This is a genomic window from Pantoea sp. MBLJ3, assembly GCF_000816655.1.
Lineage (GTDB): Bacteria > Pseudomonadota > Gammaproteobacteria > Enterobacterales > Enterobacteriaceae > Pantoea > Pantoea eucalypti.
In genome coordinates, this window is record NZ_JSUT01000005.1 from 1,170,947 (window position 1) to 1,185,173 (window position 14,227).

The following is a 14,227-nucleotide window of genomic DNA, read 5'->3' on the forward strand; positions in this document are numbered from 1 at the left end:
GTAAGCGGTCAGGCGGTCTGGTCGATATCTTTAATGGCATAGCGGGCAATGTTCTCTTCGGTGATCGCGCTGCCAGTGAGCTCTTTGGTGATACGCCCCTCGCGCATCACCAGCACCCGGTCAGAGATGCGCATAATCTCGGTCATCTCTGACGACACCACGACAATGGCTTTGCCCGCCTGCGCCAGTTTCTCAATCAGGTGATAGATCTCAGACTTAGCGCCAATGTCGATGCCACGCGTCGGCTCATCAAACAGAAACACGTTGGCATCCGCCGCCACCCAGCGGCCAATAATCACTTTTTGCTGATTGCCGCCGCTCAGCGTGCCGATGGTTTTCTCAATGTCGAGCGGACGCAGTTTGAGGTCGCCCATCACCCTCAGCGCCTCACGGTCGAGCCGGGCATGGTTCATCAGCCCCGCCAGCGTGAAGCGGTGCATCGACGGCAGCGCCATGTTCATCTTCACCGCCCGCTCTTTAATGATGCCCTCTTTCTTGCGGTCCTCCGGCACCAGGCCAATACCTGCTTTGATCGCCGCACGCACGTTGTGGTTCTGCACTGCGGTGCCGTTGACGCTCACCGTGCCACCGGTACGCCTGTCGATGCCGGCAATCAGCTTGAGCAGTTCGGTCCGCCCCGCACCCACCAGCCCGGCAATGCCCAGCACTTCACCAGCTCGCACGCTGAAACTGGCGGCTACCACGTCATTGCCCCGCGTCAGATCCTCTACCCGCAGCACCTCGCGTTCGCTGACAAACGCCTGATGGTCGAGTTTGTCGATCTTCCGTCCGACCATTTTGGCGACAATGCTCTCTTCATCCTCATCACTGATGTTGACCACACCCACCTGCTTTCCGTCACGCATAATGGTGGCGCGGTCGCAGACCCGGAAAATCTCATTCATCTTGTGCGACACATAGATCAGCGAGACGCCGGTCGACTTCAGATCGCCTATCAGCTCCGCCAGCCGGTCGAACTCGCGGGGCGTCAGACTGGAAGTCGGCTCATCCATGGCGATGATTTTTGCGTCATCCAGCAGCGCACGGGCGATCTCAACAATCTGCTGCTGCGACACCTTGAGATTTCTGATCGGCGTATCGGGATCGATAGTGGGATCCAGCGTCTTCAGAATCAGCGTCGCCCGCGCCAGCTGCGCTTTTTTATCCACCCACCAGCCACCGGCACGGGTCAGCGGGCGACCCAGGAACATGTTCTGCGCCACGGAAAGCTCAGGAACATGCTGCAACTCCTGGTGAATCATGGCGATACCGGCCTGACGTGCACTGAGCGGGCTGCGAATCTGCACTCTGTTGCCATTAACGCTGATCTCTCCGCTGTCAGCGCCGCGCACGCCTGAGAGGATATTCAGCAGTGTCGATTTACCCGCGCCGTTTTCCCCAATCAGCGCATGCACCTCGCCGGGTCGCACTGAAAAATCGACCTCCTGCAGTGCGGCGGCGTTACCGTAACTTTTGTTGATGCCGCGCATCATTAAGCGAAACTGTTCCATACCCGCCTCCGCCGACTATTGCTGAGCCAGCAGCTCACGCAACCGGTTGTTGTCTTTGGTCGAGAACGCGTCGACGTTCTCTTTAGTGATCAACGCCTGTGGCGTGGAGATAACGCGCGACAGTTTCTGTCCATTGATCAGACGGATCATGACGTCCATCGCCACTTCACCGGTCAGCACCGGGAAGCTGTCCACCGTGCCGGTCAGCTCGCCGCGCTTGATTGAGGCGTACGCATCCGAAATGCCGTCAGTGCCAAAAATCGCCACCTGTGACGCTTTGTTCTGCGCCCTCACCGCTTCCACCACGCCCAGCGCCATGGTGTCGTTGTTCGCATAGAAGCCGATCAGGTCAGGATGCTGCTGAAGGATGGTTGACGCCGCATTAAAGGCCTGCTCGCGACTCCAGTTCGCCGGCACGCTGGCAACAATGGTGAACTTGCCATTTGCGTCCAGTGTCTCTTTGAAGCCACGGGTACGCTGTCCGGCGGCATACACGCCTGGCTGCCCTTCAATCACCGCGACTTTCCCGCCCTGCGGATGATGCTGAATAAACCACTTCGCGACCCGCACACCGTTATCTTTCTGCACGTTGCCGACGTAGTAACGCGCATTCGGCATCACCGCATCGTTGACGTTCACCACCGGGATATTCTTGCTGTTCGCACTCTCCAGCGCAGGCTGCAGGTTGATGTCGGTCTGCGGCGAAACCAGCAGGCCGTTAAAGCCCTGGGAGATCAGGGTCTCTGCAATCGACAGCTGACCAAGCTGATCGTCCTCATTGGCTGCCGCCTGGTACTCGACGGTAATGCCATACTTTTTCGCCGCGTCCTGGTAGCCCTGGCCGAGCAGGCGCCAGTACTCATTCGTGAGGGTTTTTGATACCCCGGCAATTTTCAGCGACTTGTCGACTTTCGGCAGCGCGCCATATTTAGTATCAAGCTGGGTCCAGTCGGTGCGATCCGGTTCAGTGTCGGATTGCAGCGGTGCCAGATCTGCCGCATAAACTGTGCTGCAGAGCAGTGAAGAAGCGATAAAGGCAAGCAGGCGTTTTTTCATTTTTATAGTCTCAGCATGTGGGTAGAGGTGTGATGTTCTTAGGATTAATCGACTGTCAGCGAGCCAGCATGATGTCGTTGACTATCTGCTGGGAAGCCACCGCATCCTGACGCGCAATGGCCGCCAGTAATGCCGCGTTACCGTGCAGCTGGTCACAGAGTCTGAGCAGGCGCTTAACGGTGGCGATGTTGCTCTCTGCTTCACGAATCGGGTCCAGACCGCTGGCATCCGGGAAGGTATCGAAGTAGTAAGCGCCACTGTAGCCGTCACGCTGCATCTGCCAGAGAAACTCCAGCGTGGCGCGCGGATTCACGGAGGCAACCATCAGTCCGTCGTCACGTTTGCCCCAGCCGTCATTCAGGTCCAGTCCCAGCAGCCGTGAGCGGCGTGCCACCATCGCAGCAGCGTAAGCCGGGATCTCATTGGCAAACAGGACGTGCGCGAAATCCAGCGTGATACCCAGATTGGCGCAGCCAGCCTCTTCCACTGCCAGCAGACAGGTGGTCGCGTTAGGGAAGATGCTGTAGGCGCGAGGCTCATTGGGTTTATATTCGATGCTGACGTCAACATCCGGCGCGTACTCTGCCACTTCACGTACAGCGCTGACCGCATCCTCCCAGATCTTTTTGTAGTCGGCCTGGAAGCAGTAATCAAATCCATCCTGCCCCATCCACAGGGTCATCAGTCGGGAACCAAACTCCCGACCCGCATCGATACCGCGCTTGGTCAGCTCGATCGCTTCACGACGCACTTTCGCATCCGGATGCGTAAATGCACCGATTTTGAACTGAGGTGCATCCCAGCGCATCTGCATGCCATTTACCGCCAGGCCCGCATCCTCAATCGCCTGGCGCAGAGTGGCGATGTCAGTGGTGAGATGCTGCGGAAAGTTAAGATCGAGATGTGTTAAGCCATTTACCTTTCCCGCACGGGCAACCATCTGGAGAACCGACGGCTTGCCCTGCAGGTCAGGCCAGTAGAGGTGTGCGCCCGAGGCGAACGAGTTGAGACGGGTAGCAAATTTCAGTTCCGACATGAGGCTCAATCCTTCAGAGTGCGTATTGTGAAGTACTTTTCATATTCACGATTAATTGTGAAGTTATATATTAATCTACGCCTCGCGGCTTAATGCGCAAGTCTGTCAGGATGGGGAAATCTCTAAACCGGGAGCACTGTCACGAAATAGTTTCGGTGTGTTATCAGATGAATAACAGGCAGTGGAGGGAGAATTTAATTGAAAGACAACGGGTTGTCGTGAGAAGCCGGGCATGGAATCTGGCAGAGAAAGAAATGAAAAAAGCTGAGCGCCAGGGCGGCGCTCAGCGGGACGAGATGACTTACTTCAGACGGAAAGCGACAACACTGTCGCCCTGCGTGGTGCCGAGCGAGCCGTGGCCGCCTGCGGCAATCACCACGTACTGCTTGCCATCTTTACCCATAAAGGTGGATGGCGTGGCCTGCGCTCCGGCGCTGAGTTCAGTCTGCCACAGCAGTTCGCCAGTGGTGCTGTCGTAAGCACGGAAGAAGTTATCTGCCGTTGCGCCGTGGAACACCAGATCACCCGCCGTCAGCAGCGGTCCGCCGTGCGCCACCATCCCCATCGGGAAACCGATCGGGAAGCGGCCAGGCAGGAAGCTGGTCTTGAGGTTTTTGGTGGTGCCGACGCGGCGCAGCCATTCGGTTTTGCCGGTGGTCAGATCCACACCCACCATCCGTCCCCACGGTGGCGCGATGCAGGGAATACCCAGTCCCGACGCCATCTGCTGGATGTGAATCGCGTAGTCACCGTGGAAGTTCTCATTCCAGTACGGCGTGCCATCTTTGGTGAAAGTACGCTGCGTTTCGGTTTCCGGCGTGCGCTTAATCAGGTTGTATTTGTAAGCCAGGCGTACCGGTGCCGCAATCAGCATCTGACGCTGTGGGTCAACAGCCACGGAACCCCAGTTAAACACCCCGATATTGCCCGGGAAGATCAGCGAGCCTTTCTCGGTGGGCGGCGTCCACGGGTTACCGTCATAGCGCAACTCACGGAAGGTGGTGCGGCAGGCCATCTGATCAAACGGCGTGATGCCCCACATCGACTTCTCAGTCAGTGGTTGCGGGATGAAGTTCAGGCTGGAGACCGGCTGGGTCGCCGCATACTGCTCGCCCTTAATGCCATCGGTAGAGACCTTAACCTGCTCTACCGGGTAAACCGGTTCGCCAGTCAGGCGATTCAGCACAAACAGGTTGCCGGTTTTGGTCGGCAGGATCACCGCAGGCTGCGGCTTGCCCTGATAGTTAATATCCACCAGCGAGGGCTGTGATGGGTTATCGCGATCCCACAGGTCGTGGTTCGAACTCTGATAGCGCCATTTGAACGCACCGGTTTTCAGATCAAGCGCCACCAGCGCATCACGGAATTTCTCGGTGTTGCTGGCTGGATCGCGTTCAATCCCTACTTCATCCGGCGAGGCATTACCAAACGGCACATAGACCAGGCCGTTTTTCAGGTCCGCGCTCAGGGTAGCCCAGGCGATCGGGGTATCCTGCGGATAGGTGGCTCCTGCAGCGACGGGCGCGGTGTTATCCGGGTTAGCCGGATCGAAGTTCCACACCAGACGACCACTGACGGCGTCATAGGCACGGATCACACCCGATGGGTTGCCGCTGTTGAAGCCGTTATCCATCACTGAGCCGCCGACAATCACCAGATTGCCTGCCACCAGCGGTGCTGAGGTCTGCATCAGCGCATGCGGACGCACCTCGCCCATGTTGGCGCGCAGGTTCACCACACCGTTGTCACCAAAGTCAGCGCACGGCTTGCCGGTGTCGGCATCCAGCGCCAGCAGGCGGGCATCGGTGGTCGCGTTAAAGATACGCTTGCGGCAGATGGCCGGTGCTGCGCCCGTCTGCTGTTGCACCTGCTGACCGGCATCGAAATAGCTCACGCCGCGACAGGTCTGATGCTGCTGCAGATAAGAGCGGTTTTTATCCGGCGCGGTTTTCCACTTCACCGCACCCGTTTCCGGGTCAAGCGCATGGACTTCGTTGTGCGGCGTACAGAAGTAAAGCATGCCGTTGGCTTTCAGCGGCGTCGCTTCAAAGGTGTATTCGGTCGCATCATCACCCTGACGCAGATCGCCGGTGTGATAGGTCCAGGCCACTTCCAGATCGTTGACGTTATCTTTGGTGATCTGCTTCAGCGCCGAGAAGCGCTGGCCATCCGCGGTTCCGCCATAGGCGCTCCACTCGTCAGCGGCACCACCGGTCGCAGAGGCGTTACGCGGTGTATTGATAGCGCCCTGCTGCGGCAACGGATCGTAGAAGCAGAGGCCAGCCACCAGCAATACCATCAGCACCACTGAACCGCCGAGGAACGGATGGAAGCGACGCTGTCCCTGATAAAGCGGACGCACCACCCACGGCAGAGCCAGCCAGACGCCCAGCACACCAAAGAGGTCACCGCGCGGGATCCACTGCCATTTGTCGAAGCCCACTTCCCAGATAGTCCAGAAGAGTGTGACCCACATCAGCAGCGCATAGAGGGTCAGCGCACTGCGCTTGTTCATTAATAGCAGAATAGCGCTGAGCAAAATGCCTGCACCCATCAGCGCATAGAACGCGCTGCCTCCTGCCAGCAGGAGTTGTCCTCCCATGTAAATCAGGGCGATAGCAAATATCACCATGATTATACTGGTTAATTTATTGATCATGATCCTTCCTCGGGTCATTAGCGATGATAGGTAAGTTAAGCTGGAAACATAAATTCAACGAGATTTTAACTTACGTGTGAAATATGTAAAAACGTGTACAGGCGTAAATCATTAGCAATATTTATTGTAAATGTTACCTGCAGAGGTATTCAGACCGCTTTTTTTACTTTCTGAAGGCAGAATAAGGAGATATACATCACAAAATGTTAACCATAGGCCGCTAACTATCGCACCTTTTGTTCAAAGGCGAACAAATATCAGACAAGCATCGCTTCTATAAAGCTGGCTTAAGTGTAATTGATGGACAATTTTTAACGTCAAATAATCATAATGGTTTGTTTGCACCGCCCTGCAATAACTCTTATTGCTGAAAGCGGGAATGTTATTCTTTTCCTTTTTTAAACAGAAAGAGTATCAGCACTCATGCGGTGTCAATGATTTTCACATTATTAAATCTGGCAGTTGACTTTACGCTGTCATGATTTCTGTCACTTTAACCTCAAAAATATATAGATTAATAAAAGAAGTCGTTCCGGGACTGAAGAGTAATTCAGACATTCCGTAGCATGACGCGAAATCTAATTGTGATATATTTCATTCTTCTCACTTCTCTTTATCCAGCCAGCAGGCAGGATTTTCTCTGGCAGCAATAACCCAGGCAGGTTGACTATGTCCGCACTCAACGCTATTTACCGCAAGTTTCGTTTTCCGTTTAAGTTTTTAAATGCAGCTATTCGCTACCCTGCTGCTCAGGCACGAGTAAAGCGTTATTCCGTAATGTCGATAGAAGAAACAATTGATCTGTTATTACGTAATCCACAATTATCTCTGGCCCGTTACGGCGACGGCGAACTTGAAATGACCTGGTATAAAAATATCGGTTTTCAGCCCTTTGATCCAAAACTGTCAGGGCGGCTCAAAGCCTTGCTGCAACAGGACGCTGCGGCTAATCCGAACTGCCTGATTTGTCTGCCGGATGCCTTTCGCACTACCCGTAATATGAAAAATGGATCGGCCCTGTTTTGGTTCTTCCATAAATCATTTTACTTTAAACATTATGAGACTCTGCTGAATCAACAGGTCCGGTATGGAAATACGTCTGTCACCCGCCCTTATCACGATTATAAAGAAAAAAAACTTTCCCGGACGATATTTGATAAATTCAAACAGCTTTATCAGGGCCGTCGGGTATTAATTGTTGAGGGCAGTGGCACACGTCTCGGTTTAGGCAATGATTTACTTGATGGCGCAAGCGACGTTAAACGTATTACCACGCTGAACCGTAATGCCTTTTCCGTTTATGACCGTCTTTTTGATACCGTATTAGAGAATGCCGTCAACTTTGATCTGGTCTTGATTTCTTTAGGGCCGACGGCAACGGTACTGGCGTATGATTTAAGTCAGCGAGGTATCCGCTGTATCGATAGCGGTCACGTTGACATTGAATATGAGTGGATGCTGGCCAGTGCCACTACAAAAATAAAAGTAGAAGGTAAAAACGTCAATGAGGCGGGCGTGCTGCTGAGTGAACAGACTACCGTGGCCGATGCAACTTACCAGCGGCAGATTTTGCAACACGTCGGCGAATCACTGAACAAAATGCCGGACACAGAAGCCGAAGCAGAAGCCGTGGTTATCCCACTGCCCCACGTCAGCCCGAGCCATCATAACGCCGCGTAAGACTCACCATTGTCAGGCAGCAACTGCACCGCATTGATGCGCAGGCAAATAATTAGCGAGATCAGCGAATACCGTTTCGGGCAGAGTAAACTGCCCGGGCACGCTACCTGCCAGTGTTAGCCGGGCAAATTTTCTTTCCGGCATCAATCTTGCTTGAGTCCTCCTGAGACACTTAATCAGGAGAAGTAAGATGAATACCCGTCGTTACCGTTACACCATATTTTCACTGCTGTTCCTGATCGCCCTGATCAATTACATCGATCGTGGCGCCCTGTCATTTGCAGCCAACGCCATTGCGACCGAGTACCACTTCAGCAAAGTCCAGCTTGGCGCAGTGCTGGGATATTTTGGCTTTGGGTATCTGTTTGGTTCGCTATGTGGCGGCTTCCTTGCCGATCGTATCGGCACGAAAAAGGTCTGGCTGCTGGCAGGTGTGCTCTGGTCGCTGCTGGAAATCGCGACCGCCTGGGCTGGAGAGTTAGGCATGGCGCTGTTTGGCGGCTCAGCCATTATGGGCTTTGCTGCCCTGCGCATCCTGTTTGGTTTTTCCGAAGGCCCGGCCTATGCGCTGATGAACAAGGCGATCGCCCACTGGGCACCCGATAACGAGCGCGGCTTTGCGCTGGGCATCGGCCTGCTCTCGACGCAGGTTGGCGCACTGCTGACAGCGCCGATTGCGGTAGGCCTGCTGCTTCTGACCCATGACTGGCGCATGATGTTTATCCTGCTTGGGGTGTTCTCTCTGCTGGCAATGCTGCTGTTTGCCCGCACGTTCAGCGACAGCCCGGATAAAAGTCCCCACACCAGCGCAGCAGAACGCACGCTGATCCTGAGCGGTCAGCGCCGCAGCGCCGGCGATGGCGTTCCACTGCCCTGGTGGCGCTTCTTTACCAGCCGCACGCTGGTCTGCAACGCACTCGGCTACTTCTCCTTCCTTTACATCACCTTTACCCTGGTGACCTGGATGCCGAAGTATCTGCAGGATAATTTTCATTATGACCTGCACTCGCTCTGGTACGTGGCGATGATTCCGTGGAGCGGTGCCTGTATTACAGTGCTGCTGGGCGGTCGCATTGCTGATGCCCTGCTGGCCCGCTTTCGTAATTTGCGTCTGGCGCGCAATCTCTTTGCCGCAGTCACGCTGTGCGGCACCGCCTGCTGCTTTATGGCCATTCCCTATGTCCAGTCGGCAGCCGGAATTATTGCACTGATGACCCTGGGCAATGCGCTGAATGCACTGGTGAATAATGTCTACTGGTCGGTGGTGATTGATGTCACCCCGAAGGCGTCGGTGGGTACCTACAGCGGTATGACACTGGCGATAGCCAATCTGGCGGCAATTATCTCCCCGATGCTTTGTGGCTGGCTGGCGGAATATTACGGCTATAACGCCATGTTTACCGTCACCGCAGTCATCGCCTTCGGCAGCATGCTGGCGATGACGCTGCTACAGCCTGAGAAGCCGCTGGTGGCTGAGGCGCAGACCGGCACGGCGGATGTTTCAGCAGCCTGATTTAAAACGCGCAGATTGCCTGACACGCGGGTGATCACTCACCCGCGCTGACTCTCCCTGAATGCCAGCCGCCCGGCGGCTTAATCTGTCACCCCGCAGGATAAACTGACTGTTCAGGTGTGCCACGGCGATCCCAGCGGCTGGCGACAAGCCACAACAGTGCCGTCGCAAACCAGCCGACGATCCACGAGACATCATTACCGGCAAAAATCCAGGTCAGCGATCCGTGATGCAGCGGATTATCGATAAACGGCAGTTGCACCAGCACCCCCAGAAAATAGACGGTAATACCGGCAAGGTTCCAGCGTCCATAGCGTCCGTCCGGCTGAGACAGCGCCGGGACATCAACGCTGCCTTTGGTGATCAGATAAAAATCGGTCAGGCTGATCGCGCTCCAGGGCACAAAGAAAGCCAGCAAAAAGAGCAGGAAGTGCGTGAAGGATTTCAGAAAGGCCGGTTCACTGAGGAGAGCAATAACGCAGGCCAGCGCCACCATCAGTACCACAAACAGTATGCGCCCGCCGCGACTCAGTGTGGTCTGCTGACGGAAGCCAGAGACAATAGTGGTCAGTGACATAAAACTGCCGTACGCATTCAGCGTGGTAAAGGTGATTTTCCCAAAGCAAATGGCGAAATAAATCACCATAGCCATGGTTGTTGTGCTGCCCATACTCACGATGTAACCGACCTCATTGCCTGCAAACGCACTTCCGGCAATGGCCGCGACGATCACGCCCAGCGTCATTGACGCCTGGGTGCCCAGTACGGTGCCCAAAAATACCGCGCTGAAGAGTTTCTTCGCAGAGACATCTGCTGGCAGGTAGCGCGAATAGTCCGAGACATAAGGACAGAAGGCAATCTGCCAGGAGGAAGAGAGAGAGACCGCCAGCAGAAAATTTGCCGGGGTAAAGTGCTGATTTTGCCACACGGCGGATAAATCATGCGTAGTGAACAGCGTGATAAACAGATAAGCAAAGGCTAACACGCCAATGACGCTCGCCACCTTCCCCAGTTGATGAATCACGCGATAGCCCAGCACCGCAATGATCACGATGAGGGTGCTGAACAGGATCATCCCGGTTGCATTGCTGACACCGACAAGTTTAGCCAGGGCCTGCCCCGCCAGGACCGTCCCGCTGGCTGAAAACCCCACATACATCATGCAGACCAGCACCAGAGGAATCACGGCACCGAAGACGCCAAACTGCATACGGCTGGTGATCATCTGCGGCAACCCAAGACGCGGACCCTGGATCGCATGCAACGACATGATCGCTGCACCCAGAATCTGTCCCACCAGTAAGCCGATTAGGGACCATATGACATCGCCGCCCAGTACCACGGCCAGCGCACCCGTAACAATCGCGGTAATTTGCAGGTTGCCACCAAACCAGAGCGTGAACTGGCTAAAAGGATGACCATGCCGTTCACGCAATGGGATGTAATCAATAGAACGGGTTTCTGACAGGCGCGGTTTCTCTGCGCCTGAATAATCTGATACGGATGATTTGACCGACATAGATTCCTCGCTGAAACGGTAAGAGACGCGTTAACGGAAAGCGTGATTTGCCCTATCCCTGGTTGCAATTACATGTCTATACAATTAGCGAGAATGTCATGCACATCTGAAAGTTACAAGGCAACCTGTCATTGGAAAATGTGATGATATCGACAGGCTGATAACGCCGATCGGGATCGCGTGCGATGCCAGGTAGGTCAGGCTCAGCGTGCAGGGAGGAGGCGATACTCCGACGGTTAACCCTCAGCAACGACCCGCTGACGATGGCAGTCGGCGGGATCCAGTTTCTGCCCCTGAGACGAGTAAACTTCAAGACGCGGCAGCGGTTTGCCTTCCGCATTATCCAGCAACACCGAGTGGGTCTCGCCCTTTTCAAACAGATAGCGTTCGCCCCACTGGCGCATAGCCACCACCACCGGAAACAGTGAACGGCCTCTTTCGGTCAGGACATATTCGCTGTAGGCGCTGCCATCCGAGGCCGGCGCAATCTCAAACACCCCAATCTCCACCAGCTGCTTCAGGCGCGACGCCAGGATATTTTTCGCCAGCCCTAAGTTGCGCTGGAAGTCACTGAATCTGCGGACGTCATCAAAGGCTTCACGCACGATCATCATGCACCAGCGCTCACCTATAGACTCCAGGGTTCTTGCAACCGGACACTCGCTGGTTCTCAGGGATTCCTGCTTAGCCATTTTTATTCTCTCACTCTGCCTGTCTGATGAACCCAGCTTAGCCACCTTGAAAAGAAGTTGCAAAAAAAAACCAGCTCGATTAATGATAATGTCAATCCAGTTTCAAATAAAAACCAGAAGGCATAATTATGACCACGACGACATGCAAGGCTCAGGAAGCCGATCCATCGCCCGCCGCGATGCCGGTGCTCTCACCCCGGATGATCTTTTTGTTCTCACTCACCTCTGCACTGGCGGTCGCCAATGTTTATTCGGCGCAGCCGTTGCTGGAATTGATAGCCACCAGCCTGCAGGTTTCTCCCGGCACCATTGGCACGGTGGTCACGGTCACTCAGACCGGCTACGCCCTCGGATTACTCTTTCTGGTGCCGTTAGGCGACTGCATCAACCGCAAAAAACTGGTGCTCACCCAGCTGGTGCTTTCCGTGCTGGCGTTAACCGCCGCGGCTTTCGCGCCCGACCTGATGACGCTGCTCTGTGCGATGCTGCTGGTGGGGTTAATGGCGGTAGTCACGCAGCTGATGGTGGCCTGGGCCGCCATGCTGGCGTCACCCACGCAGCGTGGACAGGTGGTGGGTAGCGTGACAAGTGGCATCGTGATCGGCATTCTGCTGGCGCGCTTTATTTCCGGGATGATTGCCGATCTGGCGGGCTGGCGGGCGGTCTTTCTGACGGCCGCCTGCCTGTTACTGCTGATCTCGCTGGTACTGGTGCAAGTGCTGCCCGCCACAACCGGCCAGCCGCAGCGCACCCCCTACACTCAGCTGTTACTGTCGGTTTTTCGGCTGTTCCGGACGGAACCGCTGTTGCGCAGGCGAGGCATCCTCGCGCTGCTGATTTTTGCGGCCTTTAGTATGCTCTGGTCTTCGATGGTACTGCCGCTGACGGACCTGTCGCTGACTCACACCGCGATTGGGATGTTCGGACTGGCGGGTCTGGCCGGGGCGCTGGCGGCCTCCAGAGCAGGCTCATGGGCTGACCAGGGACGGGGGCAGCAAGCCACCGGCTTCGCCCTGGTGCTGCTGACCTTCTCCTGGCTGCCGATAGCCGCGCTGCAAAGCTCGCTACTGCTGCTGATAGTCGGGGTGGTCCTGCTCGACTTCGCTATTCAGACGGTACATGTGATTAATCAGAGCCTGCTGGTGGCTGCCCGGCCCGAGGCAGCCAGTCGTCTGGTCGGTGCCTATATGTGCTTTTACTCGCTGGGCAGTGCACTGGGCGCGATTGCAGCTACCCAGCTTTACGCCCACTGGGGATGGCAGGCGGTCTGCTATGCCGGGGCAACTGCCAGCGCCTCTGCCTTTCTCTGCTGGTACGGTATGCGTCACTAATGACATTACCTCTGCAGGGCATTATTCCACAGATGGCTCGGTAAGACTCTCTGGTGTGGTGCGAGGGACAGACCGGCACAGCAGACCATTCAACAGCCTGGAAGTTATCATCCGTGACAGATATGCTTTGCGGTAAGCGACGCCAGTATTCAGAGTCTCAAGACTTCGCTATACAACGCGCGGCCGGTTCATATAGGTTATTTCTCACAGCCACCCTGTTCCAGGAGGAGCACATGCCGGAATATTGTTTTTTTAAGAATGGACGCCAGATTACCGTGCTGGAGAGAAGCGACAGCGCAGGCGCGGCTGAACTGTCTCAGCGCGGCTACGAGAAACAATTCGAAGAAGTGACCGCCCCTGATGAAAATCGTGCGCTGGCACGTTTTCATGACATTCATAATGACGATCAGCAGCGTGCGAATGCATTTGCTCGCGGGGAAGTGTTTGCCATTTTGACCGTGGGACTGCTTAGCGTGGCGGGCTGGCTCATTTTTAAATAGGCAGACGCGCCCTCAGTCAGCGGGATAATGAGCAAATTAACTATCGTGCCGCTGGCAGAACGCGTCGATGTCGCCGTGCTGAAAGTCGGGCAGATTCGCCATCAATTTCTCCAGCGGCCAGTTCCACCAGGCAATGCGCTGAAGGCGGGCCGCAATCGCTGGGGTAAACCGCACCCGCAGTGGCCGGGCCGGCACACCGCCAACCACGCTGTAAGGCGCAACGTTTTTCGTCACGACGGCGCCCGCAGCCAGCACCGCACCATCTCCAATCGTAACGCCAGGCAGCACAATGACACCGTGACCGATCCAGACATCATTTCCGATCACTACACGGTCGGCGCGACGGGCGGCAAAGAAGCCCTGGTCCCGTCGGGCATCGTGATGATAATACTCCGGGCAGTAGGTAAAGCGATGCTGAGAGGCGCGGTCCATGGGATGATTTGGCGCACCGATACGCACCTGATTGGCAATGGCGCAGAATCGCCCTACCTTGGTGTCGGCCAGGCAGCAGTGCTCGCCGACATAGGAGAAGTCACCCAGTTCGCTATATTCCAGTGAACTGTGCGCCAGGATCTCACACTGCTGACCCACGGTGGTTTCCCGCATCTTCACAGTGTCATCAATCCAGGTGTGCGCTAAACGGGCAGGTACAACGGCGGCAATGGACATATTACTCCCGGTCTGGATAAGCAGCGCCCCGGCGGCCTGCTTTTTGCCTTACCACCTTACA

11 protein-coding genes are annotated in these 14,227 nt (G+C 55.6%); 4 read left to right on the forward strand and 7 right to left on the reverse strand.

The annotated features are described in order from the left end of the window. Positions 1-8: 8 nt before the first annotated feature. The 4 genes from NP77_RS11810 to NP77_RS11825 form a co-directional block, all read right to left on the reverse strand. Positions 9-1,511, reverse strand: coding sequence for a sugar ABC transporter ATP-binding protein (locus NP77_RS11810; RefSeq protein ID WP_008925180.1), 1,503 nt, complete (start codon positions 1,509-1,511; stop codon positions 9-11). A 15-nt stretch (positions 1,512-1,526) separates the two neighbouring features. Continuing rightward, positions 1,527-2,567, reverse strand: coding sequence for a substrate-binding domain-containing protein (locus tag NP77_RS11815; protein ID WP_039660246.1), 1,041 nt, complete (start codon positions 2,565-2,567; stop codon positions 1,527-1,529). A 55-nt stretch (positions 2,568-2,622) separates the two neighbouring features. Continuing rightward, complete coding sequence (locus NP77_RS11820) at positions 2,623-3,603, reverse strand: TIM barrel protein (protein WP_003853574.1); 981 nt, start codon at positions 3,601-3,603, stop codon at positions 2,623-2,625. A gap of 301 nt (positions 3,604-3,904) precedes the next feature. Further along, on the reverse strand, positions 3,905-6,262 hold the full coding sequence (locus NP77_RS11825) for a membrane-bound PQQ-dependent dehydrogenase, glucose/quinate/shikimate family (protein WP_039660247.1): 2,358 nt from the start codon (positions 6,260-6,262) through the stop codon (positions 3,905-3,907). A gap of 669 nt (positions 6,263-6,931) precedes the next feature. Between NP77_RS11825 and NP77_RS11830 the strand changes: the two genes are divergently transcribed. Then, on the forward strand, positions 6,932-7,942 hold the full coding sequence (locus tag NP77_RS11830; protein WP_039660249.1) for a GT-D fold domain-containing glycosyltransferase: 1,011 nt from the start codon (positions 6,932-6,934) through the stop codon (positions 7,940-7,942). Between the two features lie 190 nt (positions 7,943-8,132). Then, a complete protein-coding gene (locus tag NP77_RS11835) occupies positions 8,133-9,455 on the forward strand; it encodes an MFS transporter (protein ID WP_003853566.1) in 1,323 nt (440 codons plus the stop codon). Positions 9,456-9,543: 88 nt separating this feature from the next. Here the strand turns inward: NP77_RS11835 and NP77_RS11840 are convergent, their stop codons facing one another. Beyond that, positions 9,544-10,974, reverse strand: coding sequence for a cytosine permease (locus tag NP77_RS11840; protein ID WP_003853564.1), 1,431 nt, complete (start codon positions 10,972-10,974; stop codon positions 9,544-9,546). Positions 10,975-11,210: 236 nt separating this feature from the next. Beyond that, positions 11,211-11,666, reverse strand: a complete 456-nt coding sequence (locus NP77_RS11845) for a helix-turn-helix domain-containing protein (protein WP_008925175.1) — start codon at positions 11,664-11,666, stop codon at positions 11,211-11,213. A 128-nt stretch (positions 11,667-11,794) separates the two neighbouring features. Between NP77_RS11845 and NP77_RS11850 the strand changes: the two genes are divergently transcribed. Together NP77_RS11850 and NP77_RS11855 are read left to right on the forward strand one after the other, a co-directional pair. Continuing rightward, a complete protein-coding gene (locus NP77_RS11850) occupies positions 11,795-12,997 on the forward strand; it encodes an MFS transporter (protein WP_008925174.1) in 1,203 nt (400 codons plus the stop codon). A 233-nt stretch (positions 12,998-13,230) separates the two neighbouring features. Continuing rightward, on the forward strand, positions 13,231-13,497 hold the full coding sequence (locus NP77_RS11855) for a hypothetical protein (protein ID WP_039660253.1): 267 nt from the start codon (positions 13,231-13,233) through the stop codon (positions 13,495-13,497). Between the two features lie 36 nt (positions 13,498-13,533). On the opposite strand, the gene NP77_RS11860 is transcribed toward NP77_RS11855, so the two are convergent. Beyond that, the gene (locus NP77_RS11860; RefSeq protein WP_039660257.1) at positions 13,534-14,166 is read right to left on the reverse strand and encodes a DapH/DapD/GlmU-related protein; all 633 of its coding nucleotides are present in this window, start codon (positions 14,164-14,166) and stop codon (positions 13,534-13,536) included. Positions 14,167-14,227 lie beyond the last annotated feature (61 nt).

Excerpts from the sequence above, each read along its gene's own strand:
- NP77_RS11830 (WP_039660249.1), top strand. The coding sequence starts at position 6,932 with ATGTCCGCACTCAACGCTATTTACCGCAAGTTTCGTTTTCCGTTTAAG.
- NP77_RS11815 (WP_039660246.1), bottom strand. The coding sequence starts at position 2,567 with ATGAAAAAACGCCTGCTTGCCTTTATCGCTTCTTCACTGCTCTGCAGC.
- NP77_RS11810 (WP_008925180.1), bottom strand. The coding sequence starts at position 1,511 with ATGGAACAGTTTCGCTTAATGATGCGCGGCATCAACAAAAGTTACGGT.
- NP77_RS11860 (WP_039660257.1), bottom strand. The coding sequence starts at position 14,166 with ATGTCCATTGCCGCCGTTGTACCTGCCCGTTTAGCGCACACCTGGATT.
- NP77_RS11855 (WP_039660253.1), top strand. The coding sequence starts at position 13,231 with ATGCCGGAATATTGTTTTTTTAAGAATGGACGCCAGATTACCGTGCTG.
- NP77_RS11850 (WP_008925174.1), top strand. The coding sequence starts at position 11,795 with ATGACCACGACGACATGCAAGGCTCAGGAAGCCGATCCATCGCCCGCC.
- NP77_RS11825 (WP_039660247.1), bottom strand. The coding sequence starts at position 6,262 with ATGATCAATAAATTAACCAGTATAATCATGGTGATATTTGCTATCGCC.
- NP77_RS11840 (WP_003853564.1), bottom strand. The coding sequence starts at position 10,974 with ATGTCGGTCAAATCATCCGTATCAGATTATTCAGGCGCAGAGAAACCG.
- NP77_RS11835 (WP_003853566.1), top strand. The coding sequence starts at position 8,133 with ATGAATACCCGTCGTTACCGTTACACCATATTTTCACTGCTGTTCCTG.
- NP77_RS11845 (WP_008925175.1), bottom strand. The coding sequence starts at position 11,666 with ATGGCTAAGCAGGAATCCCTGAGAACCAGCGAGTGTCCGGTTGCAAGA.
- NP77_RS11820 (WP_003853574.1), bottom strand. The coding sequence starts at position 3,603 with ATGTCGGAACTGAAATTTGCTACCCGTCTCAACTCGTTCGCCTCGGGC.